A 21,426-nucleotide genomic window follows, 5' to 3' on the forward strand; every position below is an offset into this window, starting at 1 on the left:
GAGGGGGGGATGGGGAGAGAGGGGGATGGGGAGAGGGGGGGAAAGAAGAATTTGTCTCCTTGTCCCCTTGTCCCCTTGTCCCCTTGTCCCCTTGTCCCCTTGTCCCCTTGTCCCCCTTGTCCCCTTGTCCCCTTGTCCCGCACTCCCCAAACAATCAAGATATGTGTTTAAATATGGGCGATCGCTAACTTTTAATGGCAAGTTATTCTGAAGGATAGGTAAGTCTATGGTTCACATTTTTAGAAAATATGCGTAAGAATTAATACTGTCACAAAAATTCACTGTTGAAACGACAAAATATTGTCGGTCTACTATAAGCAGCCGACATTTGTGGTAATGCATGGATTGTAGTGGTTAGAAGCACGCCAGGAACGGGAATTAAGGAACTTCCATAATGCTGATTTGCCCCCAGTGTAAATTTGAAAACTCTAATACCAACAAGTTCTGTCAAAACTGTGGCACGTCCTTGACCCAAAAGGTCTGTCCCAAATGCAGTAGCGCTGTGGCAGTCAATGCAGAACGATGTCAGAACTGCGGTGCGGAATGCGGCACAATTTGGTGGGCAATTATTGCCAAGGAAGAGACTTTTGTTGAGGAAGTTAAGGAAAGTGAAGCTTTAGATCAAAAAATAAAAAACTTAGAAGATGATTCTGCCGTTGTCTCACTTTTACCTTCTCCCTTAATCGCTTCCTCCGATCTCCAGGTTGGCTCTTATTTAGACTCCCAAAAGCGCTATCAACTGTTAGATCCGCTACCAGCACTATCGGAAGTTGCCGCTCAGACTAAGGTCTGCCTAAGAGTTTTAGACTGCCAACCATATCAAGTGTCACCGCTACTGGCAATACTAAAAAATCAGCAAAACAGTTTGATTTTGTCATCAACTGAAGCATCCAGAATTCCTAGCCTCGCTAAACCTTATATTGCTTTGCAACCAGGATCTCACCCAGAAATACCACCGATTCACGATGCATGGCAGGAAAACCAGATACAGGTGGTACTGATTGAGAACCGATCGCATTGGCAGTATTTACTCAAATTATGGCAAGATGATACAACAAGTTCGTTACAAATTTTACATTGGTTTTATCAGATGACCCAACTCTGGGCGCTATTAGAACCATTAAATTGTCGTCAAAGTTTGTTGGAGTTATCGAATTTGCGCTTGGATGAAGACCAAACGCTGGCACTACAAGAGTTATACGTAGAAAAACATAGAAATAATTCTGCTGATTTGCCAGAAAATGCCGAAGCGCAACCTTTGACAATCAAAGTTTTGGGGCGCATTTGGCAGGCATTATTTAGACAGTCGCAACGCACTCAATCTGGCTCTGTTATCCAGATGTTGGGCGAGATTGAGTCAGATCAGATTGAAACGATAGCTCAATTACGATCGCGTTTGGAGGCGATCGCCGCAGAACTGCAACCACCCACAACCCCAACTGACCCAACACTAAAAGAAGATACTCCATCGCCGACTATCCTCCAATTAGACGACACAGAAATTACTGCTGGTAGAGGCGATGATACGCCAACAATGATACTGCCGATGCAGTTAATCAGCCTAGAAGATGCAGGACGCACCGATGTTGGGCGTCAACGCCAACACAATGAAGACTTTTTTGGTGTTGAAACCAAAGTTAACAAATTAGAATTGCCCAAAAACCGAGCTTTACAAGCGCGTGGTTTATATATTCTCTGCGATGGAATGGGTGGACACGCTGGTGGTGAAGTCGCAAGTGAGTTGGCAGTTACCACCTTGCGGCAATACTTCCAAAAACATTGGTTTTCTAACCAACTCCCAAGTGAAGACAGCATCGCTGAGGCAGTACTTTTAGCAAATCAGGCAATTTACGATGTTAATCAACAAGATGCCCGTTCTGGTGTCGGTCGCATGGGCACTACCTTGGTAATGCTTTTAATCCAAGACACTCAAGCAGCAGTTGCTCATGTGGGAGATAGTCGCTTGTATAAGCTGAGTCGCAAGGAGAAACTCAAACAAATAACGGTAGATCACGAAGTCGGTCAACGGGAAATTGCTCGTGGAGTAGAACCAAGTTTAGCTTACACTCGCCCAGATGCTTATCAACTTACTCAAGCTCTCGGTCCACGAGACGAAAACTTGATCCATCCCGATGTACAATTTTTCGAGATCAATGAAGATACACTCTTCATCCTCGCTTCCGACGGTTTATCAGATAATGATTTACTAGAAACTTATTTTTCTACTCATTTAGAACCGCTGCTAAGTTATGGTGCTAACTTAGAACGCGGAGTCAGAGAGTTAATTGATTTAGCAAATCAACACAATGGTCATGACAACATTACTGCTGTACTCATCCGAGCAAAAGTTCGTCCCTACGTCGAAGGTCAAAAGAATGGTTAAGGGTTGGTGGTTAGGGGATAGTGGTTGGTTGGAGCGTGGATAGTTGATAAATGTTGACTGTTAACCAACAACTAATAACTACCAACTAATAACCAACAACTATCAACTACCAACTACCAACTAACAAATACCAATCAACAATATATTGTGGTTACTCTGACCCTCTTAGAAGCGCAACAAAAAACGCCGCTCAAGCAGTGGTGCTTTGAAGACTACTCCGTAATTCGGATTGGTCGAGCGGCAGATAATCACGTTGTTTTAACTGATAATTTAGTTTCTCGGTATCATCTAGAACTCAAGCAAATCAATTCTGGCAACAATGGTGGTTCTTGGCAGATAATCAGTCAAGGCACAAATGGCACTTTCCTCAATAGTGTCTTGGTGACACAGAGTTTGCTGCCAGATAATTCCCTGTTGCAATTAGCACAGGGCGGACCGCTACTCAAATTTGAAATTCAGCCAATAAAATCACCCGCTCCTAAATTAGCGGGAAAAGAAGTTGGCGAAATCAAAGCAACTGCTAAGAGTTTCCCAGAAATATTGAGTGCGAAAATTCCGGCAATTTCACGCTCAACTTGCAACCACGAAGGTAATTCTCCTAACAATCTATTTTGTGTCCACTGCGGTCAACCGCTGACAGTACAGAAAGTAATTCGCTACTATCAGGTGTTGCGGACGCTCGGACAGGGAGGTATGGGGACTACCTATCTCGCTTGGGATGCAGCGGGTTGGATTGCTGGATACCCCCAATTGCTGGTGTTGAAGCAAATGAATGCTGATATGGCGAAAATAGCCAAGGCTCAAGAATTATTTGAACGGGAGGCGTATACTCTAAAATCCCTGAGTCATCCAGGAATTCCTAAGTATTATGACTTTTTTGTGGATAGCGGTAAAAAATATTTGGCAATGGAATTAGTCCACGGTCAAGATTTAGAAAAATTAGTTTACAGCACTGGACCTGTCACGCCGAATCGTGCGATCGCTTGGATGATCCAAACTTGTGACATATTAGATTATCTCCACAGGCAAGATCCACCACTGATTCACCGCGATATTAAACCCGCTAACCTGATGGTGCGAAGTTCTAATAATCAGATAGTGGTGCTGGATTTTGGCGCTGTGAAAGAAATTGGCACCGCACCGGGCACTCGCATTGGCGCAGAAGGTTATTGCGCTCCCGAACAAGAGCGAGGACAACCCTTGACACAATCCGATTTGTACGCGATTGGACCTACCCTAATTTTTTTACTAACAGGCGAAAATCCTTTTAAGTTTTACCGCCAGCGGGGTCGAAATTTCCGATTTGATTTGGCAAGCGTTCCCACTTTTACTCCGAAATTAAAAGAGGTTGTTGACCGCGTTACAGAACCACTGCCACGCGATCGCTACCAAACAGCGAAAGAACTCGCCGCTGCATTAGCTACTTGCCAATAGACGGAGTGGGGGAGCGCAGGACTGGGGGAGGGCAGGAGTGGGGATAAATAAGGAAGCAAATTCTTCCTTGTCTCCTTGTCCCCCTCTCACGAATGTCCTTAGTCTGACTCTTCGTCCCAAGCTTCTACTGCTAACAAATCGCCAATTGGGTCTTGCATAGTAAAGCCAAAATCTAACAGTTCCTGTTTCCAGTACTGCCATTCATTGCCGTAAAGCAACGCGATTTTCCAAATGCTATCGGTTGGCTTGATAATTTTAGATTCTACGAGTGATTGCACGTTACGCTGCAATTTCACCATCGGGTGAATTACTTGCTGCTGAGTCATAGCCTCGAATGAATTCAGATTTTGTATGGTAAATTCTTAATCAAAACTGCTTTCCCTTGCGGGATTTTTGCCTATGCGTAGAGTTGTACTTTGGCAAAGCCAGTCTTAACTTCTTAACTCTACCATAACTAACTCTACTTGCGTTGTGATAATTTCGGTTTTGTACGGTAATCACCACCTCAAGACTCAAATACCCCTTCCTCAGTTGTTGTAGACACCGAGCAAAAAAATTAGTCGTCCTGGAAAAGCGCAGATATCGCACAGGTGAGGACGGCTATTGACACTCCCCGCTATAAATACACGCGGATTCAAGATCCATTAGGGATTCTAATGAATTTACCCTCCACAAGCATTCACGGACTGCCCGACCGCGATGTATATTTTTGAGCCAATGCGGCGAGTCAAGCACAACTCTTCAGGTTTCCAAGACTGCCGACTAGCAGCGGTAGCGAGGAACGAGCGTCACCTGCCTTCCTACCTAGTGGACAGGTCTCCACATCAGTAAGCATTTGGCGTTCTACAACCGAAAAACCTGTCAATTTCAGCGCTTGACGCTCGTTGGGCAAGTCCAGTCAGCACAGTCGATAGAGGAAATTAACCGGCGCCATACTGAGTCAAGAAATTCAGCTTTGTTGGCTGGAAATATTCACCGTCTCTTAGAGCGAAACGTTATTCACGATATCGCAAATATTTTGAGTTGGACTAACTAACCGGACATATTTATCTAAATTTAATATTTTTGCTTGTCAAAAATCGCAAAGGTAAATTACAAACAGCGGTTTTGCGCTTCTATAAACTATGATACTAAAAATAATTCTACATGAATTGTCGATCGCTGTATTTTTTTATTGCAAAACGCACAAGTAATAAATTGAGATTTTTGAGTCTGACCTTGAACTCAACAGATTTGATAGAAGAGGCGGAAAGCTATAAACAAGATTAATCATTCGTTTACCTTTGAGATTGGGCTGCTCCCGTGAGGAACGACCTTTAGCAAATCTTGGAGGCTACTTGTTAAGTCAAGCAGTTAGGGAGCATCAGCAGCAAAATGAATGAGATTCCAGATTTTTGTATTAATTAATTTTATACTACAAAATGAAATACAAAATGTGGGTAATTGAACGGTAAAAGTGCTACCTTTACCTAATTCGCTTTGTACGTTAAAGTTGCCTTGGTGTGTTCTTGCGATCGCTAAACCTAATCCAGAACCACCACTGCTACGCGAGCGATCGCTATTGACTCAATAGATACGCTGTAAATAGGACTTACGCAAAGTCGAAAATGTCATACTGAGCGAAACGAAGTGTAGCGTTCGCGTTTCTGAAGCCTCTCGTTCGGGAAGCGTCTCCGAAGGATTATAGAAGTATCTCGGAGATTCTTCGTTCCGAAGATCGCTACACTCACAAATGACAGTTTATCGTTAAAATGCGTAAGTCCTGGTAAAGTAACATCATCAAGTTCTTTTCTGCTTCTACTCAACGAAAATCTCCCAGCTACAAAAGCTACACTCGCTAACGCAGCACCTCCTCAAACTCCAATTAGCCATTTTTACTTGCGTTGGTTGTGCGATCGCTCTTTGGGAACGCAGATTAGGCATCGCGAATAATCCTTGAGTACTGGGTTTCATACGTTATGTGGAGCGCGATACTCCGTAAGCGTTGGAATTGCGCTTATCTGCTCCACAAAACTTGGCTAAACTTATTCAAGTCTCACCATTCAACTAGAAATGAACATCTCTAGAGGATCTGCTTCCTCCCAGTCTGGCATTGAGAAATGAAATCAGGATGAAATCAAGCTTACTTGTTGTACCAACTTTTTCGCCATTGCTTCATTTGATTAATTTCTGCATTTTGGGAAGTGATAATATTTTCGGCTAATTTCTTAATCTCCGGACGTTGAGACTTTTTCAAAGCATCTTGTGCCATTGTTACAGCACCTTCATGGTGAGGAATCATCGCATTGATAAAGCGCAAGTCAAAATCTTTATCAGCCGCACCCAAATCCATGTTCATCATCATGCCTTTCTTTTGGTCAGATGACATCTCCATCATATGACCCATTTGAGCATCATAAGCCATTGGTTTATCACCAGCCTTGGGATACCAAGTTGTTCTCCACTGCTTCATCTGAGTAATTTCTTGGTTTTGCGCTTTGATGATTTCGTCTGCTAGCTTTTTGATTTCCGGACGTTTTGATTTTTGCTGTGCTTCCTGAGCCATAGAAATGGCTCCTTGATGGTGGGGTTTCATACCGTCAATGAAGCGCAAATTGTAGTTAGCATCGCTTGGACCCAAATCCATCGCCATGCTGTGATTCATGGCATTTCCGTGCATCTGCTGCTTGTCGCTAGCATTGGTAGCAGTAGCGTTTGGTGTTTCGGCTTGTTTTTGCTGGGAACAAGCTGCAAGTGAAGTCGAAGCGATCGCACTTAAGGTTAACGCCAAAAACCTATTTCTCAAAGACAGGAGTTGCATAACTTTCTTCATCTAATTTGCTGATTCCATTGTGAACTCTCCACTCGGCTAGAGAGTCAACAGGATTGCAAAAAAATTGAAAAAGGGACTGGGGACTGGGGATTAGGGACTGGGAAAACTTGCTTATAGGATTCAGACTTGAGCTTAAAGATAAACTCTTTTGTGATAGGGTCTATTTAGGGACTGGGAAAACTTGCTTATAGGATTCAGACCCCAACCAGGTTTTAAAGAAAACTCGCTGCCTTTTCCCCAGTCCCCAGTCCCCAGTCCCCAGTCCCCAGTCCCGGTATTAATTATTTTTCTGAGCATTACCAACGGCGCCTAAAACACCCATTCGGGAAAGTTTCAAGTTATCCAAAGCTCGCTTGAGAACAGAACTATCTGTTTTGTCCATCCTGACCACAAGCAAAATTCCATTAGTGTGGGGTGCTATCAGGCTAGCATCAGCTAGTCCAACTAATACAGGAGCGTCATATATCACCAAATCAAATCTATTGTGAAATTCTTCCATCAGTCGCTTCATCTTTTGCGACGAGAGCAACTTGGTAGGATCTGGTGGTATGGGTCCCGAAGTAATTACAGATAATTTGTTCATTGAAGGTACTTTCCGAATCACCTCCCCCACTGGCAAATTTGTCGAAATTAAATTACTCAATCCCCAAAGATTATTTAAATTTGATAAAGTGTGAATCGTGGGCTGGCGCAGATCGGCATCTACAAGTAATACTCGTTGCCCCATCGCTGTAGCTATTTGAGCTAAATGAAATGCAACTGTAGACTTACCGTCACCAGACATCGCTGAACTAATAATTATCGAACGAATTGGGCGATCGGAACTGAGCAGTTGAATATTCGTACAAAGTACTCGCAAAGCTTCCAAAAATTTTCGGGAATAATTGCTATAGTCCTGGTCGGGTATTACGGCTAACCCAGGAACACCCTCACGCAAGGAATCTGTTACTCTTACAATGGAAATGTCTTGTTTGGTTGTGCGATTTTGACCATTTTGGAGTTGCTTTTCAAATGGAATAATTCCTAACAACGGTAGTTTGATTTTCTCCTTCAAGGCAGGGGCGGTATGATAGGTATTGTCTAGCTTTTCAATTAGTATAGCGATGCCAATTCCTATGGCTAGACTCCCAAAAAATCCTGTAATTAAACTACGTCTGATATCCGAAGATACAGCACTTTCAGGTTTACTTGGGGCTTGAATTAGCTGCCAAGGTAGTTCTGTCTGTGCCACCTGAATTTGCAGTGTTTCGCGGGTAGTCAGAAAACGATTCAAGCTTTCAGTTGCAACCTGCAATCCTCGCTGCATTTCGGTATATTGCCGTGCCAAAACTGGCAATTGCTTGCGTCTTTGTTCGAGTTTCTGTTCAGCTTTGGCAAGTTCTTGGCTCTGTACTTCTAAAGTTTGAACTTGAGTCGCTACTTCTGCAACTTTTACATCCAAAAAGCGTCGTCCTTCTTTTTGTAGCAAAGGCAGCAGGTTGTCTCGTTTATCCTTTAATGTTCGGATGCTTGGGCTATCTTCTTGGAAACGAGCTGACTCCGCAGCAATCTGAGTTTCCAATTGGCTGATCTGAACAATTAACTGTTGATACACAGTAGCATTATTCAAAGCTGCCAGTTCTCCGTCTTGTGCTTGTAAGCCAGCTAAATTAGCACGAGCTTGTGCTAATTGCTGATTTAGTAATAGTCGTTGCCCAGATAAGATGTTGACTTGGTTTGCGATTTGCTGTGCTTGGGAGTCTGGGTCAATAAAGTCGTATTTTTGCCGGAAAATTTGCAAACTTTTTTGAATTTCATCAACTCGTTTCTGTAAGAATGGCAGTTGTTTTTCAACAAACTGAATCCCCTGACGCAACTTGGTTTGCCGCTTTTCCAGGCTGTAATTTAAGTAATCTCTAGCAATTTGATTTAGTACTACTTTAGTTTTATTTGGATCGTTACTTCGATAACGAACTTCTATAATCTTGGTTGTACCTAAGCGAATAATAGTCAGAGAATTTAGAACAGAATCATAATCTATTTCTGGATAGGAGTGTTGCAACTGCTTAACAATGTCCCCCATCAGTTCAGGACTCTTGAGGACTTGAATTTGACTTTCGTAATCTAGACTAAACTTGGCTAGGTTAGCGTCTTTGACAACATCCACCACTTTGCTGTCGTCATTAACAGGTTCCACTAATAGCCGAAAATTGCCTTCATATTCTGGTTTTTGTTTTAGTGCCAAGCTGACAAAAATTGCCATCACAAGAGTGGCTACCCCTGCAATGATAAGCGATCGCCGCCGTAAAATACCCAGAAAATCACGAAAATTCCAATCATTCTCTAGTCCTTCCAACTCCGTAAAAGGTTGAGCCTGGAGAAATGGAGAGCTAAAGTTCCTATTTTGGTCATGACTTGAGAGTTGAGAAGAATTATTCTCCATCATTTATAAATACTTGCTAACAAGTCAAATAAGATTTTTATAAAAGTTTACAGGAATAAGAATTTAACCACAACAGCAATATTAGTAATGCAAGCACTATGGCAGAAGGTTATTGCAACCTGATGCCTGACAAGACTTATCTTAATCCTTATGTAATAGCGACTATAACTTATTATGACATGAATTAATATATTTTATTTGTAATTGTTAACGCTCTTCGCTCCACAGTACTTTAGTGCGTAAATAAATCGTCCGCCGTCAGACTCAGATCCAAGGGTAGTAAGGAACGCTCTTTGCGTCCGCATGACTAATAAACCCTAAAACACGCTTCTATAATTTATTTTTATGATTCGCTCTTAGCTCGACTTGATCCATTTTCTCGAACTTTTTGGCGAGGTTTTTGAAGAATTTTTAGATTTAGCTATTAGGCAAAAGACATAATTTTTTAAGTCAAGCTATTACACGTATCAAGTTATTACGCATATTTACAGTTCTTAAAATAATTTATTAGGCTAATTATCAAACATAAAGCTATGTTTTATACTAATTAATTTTTGTGCTAACGATAATTGCTATAGGAGATTAAATGATTAAAAATCAAGATTATAGTTGTATTTTAGCCAATAAATCTATTCAGATTTTTCAGAATAAATACTTAGTAATTGTAGTTTTATTACAAATAAATTAATGTTTTATACTTACAGAATTAGTATCTTTATTAAGATAGTATAAAAAAAAATCATAGTTATATAAATTTATGATGAAGTACATAAGTAAATTTCAAACATGGTATTCTAGTTAATAAATTACATGTAAAGAAAAAAAGAACACCAAATTCTAAACCAAAATTACATGTAATAGTAAAAATAACTTGAAGACTGATGTCATTTAAAGGATGAAGGATGTTCGCCTTCGGGGAGCGTGTCCCGGAATCGACAAGGATAAAGTAAACCCCATTAAGAAATTGATGAGGATTGAAAATAGGAATAAATTTTTATTTTCGATCAATAAGTTGAGGGGCTTCTATGCTTTTTTCTCTGTTTGCAAACGCGAGTGCGTTTCCTTAGAGAAGCGATTCTATGGGGGAGAAGAATTAAGGACAAGTTTTTTCATCCCTTAGATTTCATACTTCTGCTGTCACCAGATGCAACGCGAACATACTTTTTTAGTCATTTGTTGTTCTGTCTAAAAAAAGCACGTATTATCAACTGTAATGACATCTGGCTTTCTATAAATAGGCTAGAGAACTTGCAGATACGTCCCTGAATTTCAGGAAAATTTTGCACAGACTAACACATTGCCCAACTCAAATGAGTTTAGCTTCGTATTAATCGGTTCCACTACTAGGTCGGCTTGCCGTTACCTTCTGTCAGTCTTCGGATTTGACCCGCTAATTAACACTCGTACATCGCAGTCAAGCAATTGTACGGTTTTATAAAGCCGGGTAAATTTTTCATGTCAATTAATGGCTTGGCTTGAGCATTACAGTGGCGTTTTAAAGAACATTAGGATGTAGGCGATGAAACTTAATGAATGGATTAATATGTTATTTCAATCGCTCTCTTCTGGGTTAGAAAATAAGAATCAGCATTCTCTAAAAAGTAAAGAGTCCATCAAATTGTCTGTAATTACTCAGTTTTTTCCGCCAGACTATGCGGCTACAGGACAATTGATTGAGGAACTTGTGAGACATTTAGGGTCTCTTGGGATAAACATTGAGGTTTTTACAAGTCAGCCCGGATATGCGTTTCGGACTCCTAACGCTCCAGCAGTTGAACGAATAGGTCGAGTGCGAATTCAGCGATCGCGCACTGCTCAACTTTGGCCCGGGCGAATTCGCGGCAAAGCTGTCAATGGTATTTTGTATACCTTGCGAGCAGCGCTGCATGTATTTAGGGCAAGACATCGCAACAATGTGTTGTTAGTGACAACAGCTCCCCCATTTTTGCCACTTGTGGGATATCTGGGTTATGTCTTTTTTAGAATTCCTTATGTTTGCATCCTCTATGACCTTTATCCTGATATAGCGATCGCTCTGGGAGTAATTCCCAAGCATCACTGGCTAGCGCGATTATGGCAAGCCCTGAATAAAAAAATTTGGCGAAACGCTAAGGCAATCATCGTTCTGAGTCCAGCAATGAAACTACAAGTGGCGGCGAATTGTTCGCAGATAGCCGATAAGATTTCTGTGATTCACAGTTGGGCAGACCCCGACTCGATTGTGCCAATTGCCAAGCAAGAAAACTGGTTTGCTTGGAAGTACAACCTAGTGAAAAAATTTACCGTGCTTTACTCCGGTAATCTGGGTCGGTGTCATGACATGGATACTATCCTAGAAGCGGCAAAGCAACTGCAAGATGAGCCAATTCAGTTCGTCTGTATTGGTGGTGGAGCAAAACGTGATGAGTTGATTTCCCAAGTGAATCAATTAGGGTTGAGCAATTTTATGTTTCTACCCTATCAAGACAAGCAGGTATTGCCCTACTCACTAACAGCTTGCGATCTGTCGCTTGTGAGTGTAGATGAGTGTACGGAAAATTTAGTCACCCCAAGCAAGCTTTACTCAGCTTTAGCGTCGGGAAGACCGATCGCAGTCATTTGTTCGCAGTATTCATACCTCAGACAACTCATTGCTGAAGCCGACTGTGGTGGCACATTTGAGAATGGAGACGGCAATGGTCTAGCTCAATTTATTCGCTTGCTCAGTCGCGATCGCCAACTAGGAGAACGCATGGGTAAAGCCGGACGTCAATATTTGCGATCGCATTTCACACCTAAAATTATCTCTAAACAATACCTTGATGTTTTGGCAAGAGTGGTATTGTCTGAGGATGTGAGATCAATGTCTCAAAACCTTACAGAGTAAGTCCTATGCGGATATTTTGCCGGAAAAATAAGATGTCGGCTTGCAATCAGAATAGATATTCAGCTTAGGAACATAAATATTTGCGCTTTTATTGTTACCTAATCTAAATATTCTCTTCAGTCCAGGCAATAGAACTTACCACGTCTTGACAAAGTATTTACCATCAAAAATAAGATTAGTAATACTTATGTTCTTAGGACTTGTCATTCTTAGTGCTTACTTGAGCAAAAATCGCGCAAAAATCCACTGAAATGTAAACATCTACTTTTAATTTGAGCCTCATTATCTGGCTCAAATTAACTGAAAAATTCAATAGATTATGGCTAAAAACTTACATATTTAAGCATTAAATATGATAAGTACTTAAAGTTTAATAAAACTTATCAACACATATTAACAGCACTTGCAATTGCTTGCTTGGGCTAATTTGTTCTTGCTATATAAAAGTTTTTGTGAACTTTCAAATTAGTTTATTCTTTTTTTACGTTTAATTTGATTAAGATGAAAAAATATTCGATAACATGGTGTAAGATATTACATATATAGAGAAAATAAAAAGGTTTGAGCAAACGGAGGCAAGATTATTTAGTGTTTAACAAATAATGATTGACTTTCTTGAGATTATTCTCAATTAAGACCGACACTGGAAACAGATAAGGCATTAAAAACGAAAATTGAATAATAAGTTATGAATTAGGAGTTGGGCTTCGATGGTCTATTTGATCTCAGTCTCTCCAACGTAACCTTCCTTTGGTATTTTTTTATTGATATTGGGAGGTCGAAATTGCAGAGAAGGTGTGATCGAAATCGGAAACGTTCAAAACGACGAGCTATATATTGTCCAGTTCATAGTTGCTATCTCGATAGCATGAGTCAAAAATATCAGTTGTTTGCCGATCAACCAGGGCAATTGCAGCAACGGGGTATGAGCCGGCGAAATGCATTGATGCTGGTAGCGTCCCAAACCACAGTTCCTATAGATGGAGAATGGTTAGAAGCTTTCTGGTGCGAGCAGTGCCAAGCGACAAAATGGTACCACGTTCGTAAGTCTGGCGATCGCACCTATGAACTTTCAGCGGCGCCACGAGAGCTTTGGCAACAGGTAGCAGGAGTAGTCGATCCTCAGGGAAACCCTTCTGTGGGAGAGTTTACTCGCAGGCATTCACGGCTACTTGGCTGTAACACCATCAAAGATTTCAACTTTGTCAGTTAAGCATCAATTTATGAGTAATCAAGAGATTGGCTTTAAGCAGGAATTGGTAATTGAAGCTGGACGCGCCGAAAAGCAATACTGGAAAGATTTGTGGCGCTATCGGGAGCTATTCTATTTTCTTGCTTGGCGTGACATTTTGGTGCGTTATAAACAAACTGCGATCGGCATGGCTTGGGCATTGATCCGACCATTTTTGACGATGGTGGTATTCACCGTGGTCTTTGGAAATATTGCAAAATTACCGTCAGAGGGAGTACCTTATCCGATTTTGGTATTTGCCGCTATGTTACCGTGGCAGTTTTTTTCCACCGCGTTAAGTGAGTGCAGCAACAGTTTAATTAGCAATGCCAACTTGATTTCTAAAGTTTACTTTCCGCGTTTGATTGTACCCATCAGTGCAGTAATTGTCAGCTTTGTAGACTTCATGGTTTCCGGCATGATTCTGTTAGGGCTGATGGCTTGGTATAACTATATTCCCACCTGGCGAATAGTGACACTACCATTATTTACCGGCATTGCCTTTGCCGCATCAATCGGAGTCGGTTTGTGGCTAGCAGCCTTAAATGTGGAATACCGAGATTTTCGGTATATTGTGCCATTTATTGTGCAGTTTGGCTTATATATATCTCCCGTAGGATTTAGCAGCAACCTGGTTCCAGAGCAATGGCGTTTACTGTATTCTCTAAATCCAATGGTAGGAGTAATTGATGGCTTTCGCTGGGCAATTTTAGGTGGGGAGTCAAAACTTTACATGCCTGGATTCATGCTATCTGTAGGATTAGTTGCTTTATTACTGATAACTGGCATTTGGTATTTTCGCAAAATGGAACGGACATTTGCCGACGTAATTTAAGTCCCAATTAAATAGTAAAACTTCAAATTGATTCAGCGAGTAAACTTAGTTTGCTCGCTAATACCAATTTAATATGAAGTTGCATAATAAAGAACCCCACCCTAACCCTCCCCGCAAGCGGGGAGGGGATTAAGGGGTGGGGTAAAATTCTATGCAACTTCACAAATAATTGGTATAAGTGAGTTGAAAATCGTTTTTTGGAATAAATCAAGATGCTTTTAAAAGAACTCAAAGATAAAATCGAAAAGAAAGAAGCCAAAATTGGAATTATTGGTTTGGGATATGTTGGATTGCCAATTTTAACAGCTTTTGCTAAAAAAGGTTTTTCAGTAGTAGGATTTGATGTCGATCAGCAGAAAGTTAATCAAATTCAAGCTGGGCAATCATATATAAAACATATTCCTTCAAAAGATTTAAAAAATCACTTAATTAATGTCACCAGCGATATGAGTCGTTTGGGGGAAGTTGATGCGATCGTCATTTGTGTTCCGACTCCTCTAAATATACATAGAGAGCCTGATTTAAGTTATGTTGTCGATACAACTTATGCGATCGCTCGTTCCTTAAAAATAGGACAGTTGATTATTTTAGAAAGTACAACTTACCCAGGTACAACCAAAGAAGTCGTACTACCAATACTTACTCAGAGCGGGTTTATAGTAGGTGAAGATTTTTCCCTTGCTTACTCTCCAGAACGCGAAGATCCGGCTAATGAAAATTACTCTTTAGTTAATGTCCCCAAAGTAGTAGGTGGAATCACAACTCTCTGCCGCGATTTAGCTCAAACTCTCTACAATCAAATAATTATTAAAACTGTTCCAGTATCATCAACACAAGCAGCAGAAGCAACTAAAATTCTCGAAAATATTTACCGCGCAGTTAACATTGCTTTGGTAAATGAATTAAAGATTTTGTTTCAAAAAATGGATATAGATATCTGGGAAGTGATTGAAGCCGCAAAAACCAAACCCTTTGGTTTTCATGCTTTTTATCCAGGTCCTGGATGGGGTGGACATTGTATTCCCATAGATCCATTTTATTTAACATGGAAAGCTAGAGAATATGATGTTTCTTTACGATTTATTGAATTGGCAGGTGAAGTTAACACTTTAATGCCGAACTATGTAGTCGATAAGTTAGTTGCAGCACTGAATAATCACGGCAAACCTTTGAAAAACTCCCGAATTCTCATTTTAGGAGTAGCTTATAAGAAAAATATTGACGACCAGCGTGAAAGTCCTTCTTTAAAAATAATTCAGCTTTTACAAATGCAAGGAGCGCATATAGAATATCACGATCCTTATGCTCTGACATGCTGCAATCATCGTCATTATCCAGAAATTAACTTAAAATCTGCATCTTTAACCAAAGAAAATTTGCAGAAGTTTGATGCTGTCATTATTACCACCGATCATGATAATGTAGACTATGATTTGGTAGCCGAATATTCATCCTTAATTGTTGATACCCGCAACGTCTTAGCAACCAAAGGTTTAAAAACAGAAAATACGGTTGTTGCTTGAATGTTAAATAATCTGCTTTCTTTTAATATTGGGATTTGGAATTATTTATGATACCTCACCGTGATAAACATGTAGCAGTAATAGGCTGTGGATACTGGGGTAAGAATTTAGTTAGAGAATTTGCTCAATTAGGTGTACTGCGGATAATTTGTGATTCCAGCCAGCAAACTTTAGAAGACTTAAAAACAAAATTTGATGTTGAGGCAGTTTCTGACATTGCCAAAGTATTAGCAATGTCAGATGTAAAAGCAGTAGTAATCGCTACCCCAGCACCAACTCATGCAAGTTTGGCAGTGCAAGCATTAGCTGCCGGTAAAGATGTGTTTGTTGAAAAACCTTTGGCTTTGACGTTAGAAGATGCACTTTTGATAGAAGCTGCTGCTTTTAAAAGTGTTGGCATTCTCATGGTTGGACATTTACTAGAGTATCACCCAGCTTTAGTTAAACTTCGCGCTCTTGTAGCTGAAGGAAAAATTGGAAAACTGCGATATCTTTATTCCAATCGCTTAAGTTTTGGTAAAGTTAGAACTGAAGAAAATGTGCTTTGGAGCTTTGCTCCTCATGATATATGTTCAATACTCGGATTCGTTGGTAAATTACCTATATCTGTACAAGCTGTAGGTAGTGCTAACTTAGGCAAAGTTGAAGACTTTTGCCTTGTGAATCTAGAGTTTGAGCAAATCAAAGCTCATATTTTTGTCAGTTGGTTGCATCCTTTTAAAGAACAGCGACTTGTAGTAGTTGGAGATTCGGGTACATTAGTCTTTGATGATGTTTCTGTTGATGCCAAGCTGACATTTTATGACCAGCAAGCTGAATTAGAAGATAACATTCCCGTACTCAAATTAAATTCAAAAATTGTCATTCCTATTGAGGCAGAATCACCACTTACCCTAGAATGCCAACATTTTCTTAGTTGTGTAGAAAGCAGACAGACTCCTCTAACCAGCGTTCAAAATGGAATTGATGTTTTGACTGTTTTACAGTCTGCTCAAGAATCGGTAGAATCTTCAGGAAAAGCTGTTTACTTAAAGGAGGTTCAAGTTGTCAACAGATAGTGCTTCGACGGCAAAAAATTTAGATTATTTTGTGCATGAATCAGCTTATGTTGATTTGCCATGTACTATTGGTACGGAAAGTCAAATCTGGCACTTTAGCCACATTATGAAAGATGTGGTGATTGGTGATAAATGTAAAATAGGACAAAATGTATTTGTTGCTTCTGAGGTAAAAATTGGGCGAAATGTGAAAATACAAAATAACGTCTCTCTCTATGCGGGTGTAATTTTAGAAGACGATGTTTTTTGCGGTCCTAGTTGTGTTTTTACCAATATTAATACACCGCGTTCGGCTTTTCCTCGCAATACAATTAATGATTATTTAGTAACTTTGGTTAAACAAGGAGCGACAATTGGTGCGAACGCGACAATAGTTTGTGGTCATACAATTGGACGTTATGCATTTATTGGTGCTGGTTCAACTGTGACAAAAGATATTGCCGATTATGCGCTAGTTTATGGAAATCCAGCAAAGCAAGTTGGTTGGATGTGTGAGTGCGGTGCAAAGTTAGATGAATTTGAAAAAACTACTATTTGTAAAGCTTGCGATCGCACCTACGAATATTGCGGTGAAAATCAAATTAAAAGGATGGAATGACGATTGTGAATATTCCCCCATTCGATGCAACTTGTCAATATCAAAGTATAGCAGCCCAGATAGAAAAAAATATCTGTGCAGTCATGGCTGGTGGACGCTACATTATGGGTCCGCAAGTCAAAGAGTTTGAATTAGAGTTTGCTCAATATTTGAGTTGCGATCAAGTAATTTCCTGTAACTCTGGCACAGATGCGCTACATTTAGCTCTGAGAGCTTTGAGGATTGGTGCTGGTGATGAGGTGATAACGACACCTTTCACATTTATTGCCACCACAGAAGCAATTGGTATAGTGGGAGCGACTCCTGTCTTTGTCGATGTTGATTTAAATACCTACAATATCGACACTGAGTTAATTGAGTCCAAAATTACAGAGCGCACCAAAGCTATTTTACCAGTGCATTTGTACGGTCGCCCTTGCAATATGACGGCAATTATGGAAATTGCCCGCAAGTATAATTTAAAAGTGATTGAAGATTGCGCTCAAGCAACCGGTGCTGTTTGGGAAGGTCAAAAAGTCGGGACAATTGGAGACGTTGGTTGTTTTAGCTTCTTCCCTACCAAGAACTTAGGATGCTTTGGGGATGGTGGGGCGATCGCTACTTCTGATAAAGTAATTGCAGAGCGAGTTGAGTATTTACGTAGGCATGGGGGTAAAGTTAAATATCAGCATGAAGAATTAGGACTCAATAGTCGCTTAGATACCATACAGGCAGCAGTTCTTTTAGTCAAGCTACAGTATTTGGATCGATGGAATTCTGCGAGGGCTGAAATTGCAAATTATTACATTAATCAACTCGCTAATGTTAAAGGCATTGTCTTACCTACAACTGTGCAGTCAGGAAATTCAGTATGGAATCAATTTACCATCAGAGTTTTAGATAAACAACGCGGTAACGTGCAGAAATTCCTCAAAGAAAAAGGAATAGGCTCAATGGTATACTATCCTATCCCTCTCCACTTACAACAAGTACACTCTAACTTGAATTATCCCCTTGATTCACTACCAATCAGTGAACAATTGAGCGATGAAGTTTTATCTTTACCGATGTTTCCCGAATTGACTACATCAGCACAAAAAGTAGTTGTTGAGTCTGTAAGTCAAGCATTCTTTGATATTTACTTGTCTTCTAATTTGCGATGATATCCGAAGCGTCAAATCCACGTCTGAGATTAATTGCCTATATAACGTTGTTAGCAAGTATTCTGTTCGGAACTACCGGACAATTGCTGATGAAAAAGACGATGAGTAATCATGCTCAGGAACTTTTTACCTGGTTATTTCTTCTGCAATTGATGCTTGCTCTGAGTGTTTATAGTATTGGAGTAGTAAATTGGATACTCGCACTTCGATTTTGGAAATTGAGTATAGCCTATCCCCTGACTAGCTTAAACTACGTCGGCATACTTTTAGGCTCATACTACTTTTTTGATGAAAAGCTAACACCGCTGAGAATTATCGGAGTTGTTTTAGTTTTTATAGGTATTCTTTTTGTCGTGATTCCGGTTAAAAACCACAAGCGCATTTAGTGCTTTACCAAGGCAAAATCAAGATTTAATCGTTAATTTGGAAAAGCTAAATAACTGATTTTTAAGGAAGTAAAAATGAGCCTAAATTATTGGCTTATATTAATGCTAGTGGTTGTACTGGGAACCATTGCTCAACTATCGTTGAAATATGCATTAAAAGGATCTAGTTCTGATAAGAAAACCATGTCAGTGCTAAATATCTTATTTTCTCTCTATTTCTGGATTTGGTTTATCTGCTATACAGTCATGACTGTTATGTGGCTATTAGTACTGCGGGCTGTTCCTCTAAATCAAGCGTATCCATTCTTAGGACTAACCTACGCTTTTGTGCCATTGGCATCTCATTATTTTCTTCAAGAAAAGGTTGTATTTAGCCAGTGGTTCGGAATAGGCATTATTGTAGGTGGAATCGTTCTGGTTGTGCAAACATAATTTAGTTTTGCTATCGTAAATTTCGCTTTGAACTAGAATTTTATAAAAATAAAGTTACAGGGTTATGGCTCAAAAAATTTTGGTTACAGGAGTTGCTGGTTTCCTTGGCTCACACTTGCTAGACAAGCTATTGGCATCTGGTCATGAGGTGATTGGTATAGATAACCTTTCAATGGGAAAATTGGAAAATATCGCCGAAAATTTAACCAACAAAGCCTTTCAATTTCTCCAAAAAGATGTAACGGAAAAAAGCACATTTGAAAACTTAGAAAATGATATTGATTGTATCGTTCATCTTGCTGCTTTCAAAATTCCTCGTTACGGCAAAGCTATTGATACGCTCAAAATTAACTATCAAGGTACAGAAAACGTTTTAGAATTAGCAAGAACACTGAATTGTAAATGCGTATTGGCTTCTACTTCCGACGTATATGGACGCAACCCAAAACTTCCTTTTAGGGAAGACAGCAACTCAGTTATTGGCTCATCTAAAGTAGCTCGTTGGAGTTATGCAGTATCCAAACTATTTGACGAACACTTAGCCTTTGCTTACCAAGAAAGCTATGGTTTTCCAGTAGTTATCCTCCGATTTTTTGGTTCCTACGGACCGCGCCATCACTTATCTTGGTGGGGTGGACCGCAATCAGTTTTTATTGAACAAATATTAAACGATGGTGAAATTTCCATTCATGGTGATGGACTGCAAACCCGCAGTTTTACTTATGTGAGCGATACTGTAGCAGGTATTTATGCTGCGACGATTAAACCAGAAGCTAATGGCGAAATTTTCAATATTGGCAGCGATCGCGAAATTACCATTCTTGATTTAGCTAAAACTATCAAACGCCTGAGCAACACTCCTGGAGAACTTAAGGTAAAATTTGTTCCCTATGAATCTTTTACAGGTAAAAAATACGAAGATGTGATGCGGCGTGTTCCTGATAGCACTCTTTGCGAACAAATTCTTGGTGTTAAGGCACAAGTAAGTTTAGAAGAAGGACTGTCTAAAACTATTGCATGGCATCGCACTATTAGAGCTTGTGTGTAAATGATTGAGAAGCGTTGGGAAAAAGCGATCGCTTCTGAGATCATACTGATGAATGGGGGGCAAAATTAACAATTTGTAGATTTAAGGAGTCGCAATGGTCTATGATTGCAATAAAACGATTCTCATTGGCTACCGCAGTTGGTCTTGCTCTGAGCTTGCTAGTTACGAGTGAGGGCTTTGCTTTGACTTACACTAAAATCGCTGACAGCAACGACCTTTTTAGTAAGTTCGGTTTCTTCCCTGCGATCAACAACGACGGCACTATTACCTTCTCTGCCGATCTAGATGCGGGGGGAAGTGGCATCTACATTGGTAGTGGGGAGAACACGAGTCTGATTGCTGACAGGAGCGGTCAGTTTAGCTCATTTTTTCCCCCGGCGATCGCTGATACAGGTCTTGTCGCCTTTAAAGCTGTTTTGGATGAAGGAACTGTTGGCATTTATACTAGTGAAAACACTGTTCCCATTGCCAACAGCAGAGTTGCTGCTGGTTTAGGCGATCTCGCCATAAATAGTAAAGGTATTGTAGCCTTCTCGCAAATCTTAGATCAGGGAATTCGTGCCGTCTTAACTAATTACGACGGAATCAACACCACTATCGCCGATAGCAGTGACACCAATCCCTATAGCCGTTTTGAGGGAATCGCAATTAATAACACAGGCACCGTCGCTTTCACAGCCGAACTGAAAGCAACGGGTCGTGGTATATACACAGTTAATAATGGAAATACGACCACCATTGCTGACACTAATGGAGAGTTTGACTTTTTGTTCAACCCCGCCATTAACAATGCAGGCACAGTAGCCTTTAAGGGTGTTCTGAAAAATTTAGCAGGTGAAGGCATTTATACTAGTGACGGTCAAACTCTGACCAAAATAGCTGACAACAGCAGTGTTTTTGACTTCTTCGAGAACCCTGCAATTAACAATCAGGGTACTGTAGCTTTTAAAGGTGTCCTCAAGGGAGGGGGTTTGGGTATTTACACTGGAGTAAACCCGGTAACTGATAAAGTCATTGCTTTGGGTGATTCTCTGTTTGGCTCGACAGTAACAGACCTTTATTTTTCCAATCGCGGGTTAAACGATAAGAACCAGTTTGCCTTCTATGCCAAACTTGCAGATGGTAGAACTGGGGTATTCCGCGCAGACTCGGATTATCAAGAGCCAACTAATTCTGTTCCAGAACCAGGTTTGGCGTTGGGTTTGTTGACAGTAGGTGCGTTGGGTACAGTTTTAGGACGCAAGCGCGATTAGTGC

General features: G+C 40.4%; 17 protein-coding genes and 2 pseudogenes. 13 read left to right on the forward strand and 6 right to left on the reverse strand.

From position 1 onward, the window contains the following. Positions 1-201, reverse strand: a pseudogene (locus tag TOL9009_RS48440) (hypothetical protein); the annotation flags it as partial. 193 nt (positions 202-394) lie between these two features. Here TOL9009_RS48440 and TOL9009_RS0116255 point away from each other — a divergent pair. Both TOL9009_RS0116255 and TOL9009_RS0116260 read left to right on the forward strand, forming a co-directional pair. Then, positions 395-2,383: a serine/threonine phosphatase gene (locus TOL9009_RS0116255; RefSeq protein ID WP_029633723.1), complete on the forward strand. Its 1,989-nt coding sequence runs from the start codon at positions 395-397 to the stop codon at positions 2,381-2,383. A gap of 147 nt (positions 2,384-2,530) precedes the next feature. Further along, positions 2,531-3,817, forward strand: a complete 1,287-nt coding sequence (locus TOL9009_RS0116260; protein WP_029633724.1) for an FHA domain-containing serine/threonine-protein kinase — start codon at positions 2,531-2,533, stop codon at positions 3,815-3,817. A 98-nt stretch (positions 3,818-3,915) separates the two neighbouring features. Here the strand turns inward: TOL9009_RS0116260 and TOL9009_RS0116265 are convergent, their stop codons facing one another. From TOL9009_RS0116265 to TOL9009_RS0116280, 5 genes and pseudogenes are all read right to left on the reverse strand, one after another. After that, on the reverse strand, positions 3,916-4,143 hold the full coding sequence (locus TOL9009_RS0116265; RefSeq protein WP_029633725.1) for a DUF4327 family protein: 228 nt from the start codon (positions 4,141-4,143) through the stop codon (positions 3,916-3,918). Between the two features lie 1,027 nt (positions 4,144-5,170). After that, positions 5,171-5,383, reverse strand: a pseudogene (locus TOL9009_RS50190) (ATP-binding protein); the annotation flags it as partial. Positions 5,384-5,614: 231 nt separating this feature from the next. Next, positions 5,615-5,740 carry a hypothetical protein gene (locus TOL9009_RS49415; protein WP_260675908.1) on the reverse strand — a complete coding sequence of 42 codons (126 nt, stop codon included), beginning with the start codon at positions 5,738-5,740 and terminating at the stop codon, positions 5,615-5,617. Positions 5,741-5,939: 199 nt separating this feature from the next. Further along, positions 5,940-6,617, reverse strand: coding sequence for a DUF305 domain-containing protein (locus tag TOL9009_RS0116270; protein WP_029633726.1), 678 nt, complete (start codon positions 6,615-6,617; stop codon positions 5,940-5,942). 289 nt (positions 6,618-6,906) lie between these two features. Next, on the reverse strand, positions 6,907-9,051 hold the full coding sequence (locus TOL9009_RS0116280) for a GumC family protein (RefSeq protein ID WP_029633727.1): 2,145 nt from the start codon (positions 9,049-9,051) through the stop codon (positions 6,907-6,909). Between the two features lie 1,519 nt (positions 9,052-10,570). On the opposite strand from TOL9009_RS0116280, the gene TOL9009_RS0116290 reads away from it, so the two are divergent. The 11 genes from TOL9009_RS0116290 to TOL9009_RS0116340 all read left to right on the forward strand — a co-directional run bounded on the left by TOL9009_RS0116290 (position 10,571) and on the right by TOL9009_RS0116340 (position 21,423). Beyond that, positions 10,571-11,917, forward strand: coding sequence for a glycosyltransferase family 4 protein (locus TOL9009_RS0116290; protein WP_029633728.1), 1,347 nt, complete (start codon positions 10,571-10,573; stop codon positions 11,915-11,917). A 784-nt stretch (positions 11,918-12,701) separates the two neighbouring features. Then, positions 12,702-13,130 (forward strand): hypothetical protein, encoded by a 429-nt coding sequence (locus TOL9009_RS0116295; RefSeq protein WP_029633729.1) that lies wholly within the window; start codon positions 12,702-12,704, stop codon positions 13,128-13,130. 10 nt (positions 13,131-13,140) lie between these two features. Then, positions 13,141-13,983 (forward strand): ABC transporter permease, encoded by an 843-nt coding sequence (locus TOL9009_RS0116300; RefSeq protein WP_029633730.1) that lies wholly within the window; start codon positions 13,141-13,143, stop codon positions 13,981-13,983. A gap of 212 nt (positions 13,984-14,195) precedes the next feature. Further along, positions 14,196-15,506, forward strand: coding sequence for a nucleotide sugar dehydrogenase (locus tag TOL9009_RS0116305; RefSeq protein WP_038296387.1), 1,311 nt, complete (start codon positions 14,196-14,198; stop codon positions 15,504-15,506). Positions 15,507-15,553: 47 nt separating this feature from the next. After that, positions 15,554-16,564, forward strand: a complete 1,011-nt coding sequence (locus TOL9009_RS0116310; protein ID WP_029633732.1) for a Gfo/Idh/MocA family protein — start codon at positions 15,554-15,556, stop codon at positions 16,562-16,564. Next, entirely contained in the window at positions 16,551-17,162 is a 612-nt protein-coding gene (locus TOL9009_RS0116315; RefSeq protein WP_029633733.1) for an acyltransferase, read from the forward strand. Before TOL9009_RS0116310 ends, TOL9009_RS0116315 begins: the two co-directional genes overlap by 14 nt. Next, complete coding sequence (locus TOL9009_RS39445; RefSeq protein WP_038296388.1) at positions 17,159-18,304, forward strand: DegT/DnrJ/EryC1/StrS family aminotransferase; 1,146 nt, start codon at positions 17,159-17,161, stop codon at positions 18,302-18,304. Before TOL9009_RS0116315 ends, TOL9009_RS39445 begins: the two co-directional genes overlap by 4 nt. Next, complete coding sequence (locus TOL9009_RS0116325; protein WP_029633734.1) at positions 18,301-18,690, forward strand: DMT family transporter; 390 nt, start codon at positions 18,301-18,303, stop codon at positions 18,688-18,690. Before TOL9009_RS39445 ends, TOL9009_RS0116325 begins: the two co-directional genes overlap by 4 nt. Before the next feature lie 75 nt (positions 18,691-18,765). Further along, positions 18,766-19,122, forward strand: a complete 357-nt coding sequence (locus TOL9009_RS0116330) for an EamA family transporter (RefSeq protein ID WP_029633735.1) — start codon at positions 18,766-18,768, stop codon at positions 19,120-19,122. A gap of 64 nt (positions 19,123-19,186) precedes the next feature. Further along, on the forward strand, positions 19,187-20,170 hold the full coding sequence (locus TOL9009_RS0116335; protein ID WP_029633736.1) for an NAD-dependent epimerase/dehydratase family protein: 984 nt from the start codon (positions 19,187-19,189) through the stop codon (positions 20,168-20,170). A gap of 101 nt (positions 20,171-20,271) precedes the next feature. Beyond that, the gene (locus tag TOL9009_RS0116340; protein WP_029633737.1) at positions 20,272-21,423 is read left to right on the forward strand and encodes a DUF7453 family protein; all 1,152 of its coding nucleotides are present in this window, start codon (positions 20,272-20,274) and stop codon (positions 21,421-21,423) included. The last annotated feature ends 3 nt before the right edge of the window (positions 21,424-21,426 follow it).

Origin of the sequence: [Scytonema hofmanni] UTEX 2349, assembly GCF_000582685.1 — a bacterium.
Lineage (GTDB): Bacteria > Cyanobacteriota > Cyanobacteriia > Cyanobacteriales > Nostocaceae > Hassallia > Hassallia hofmanni.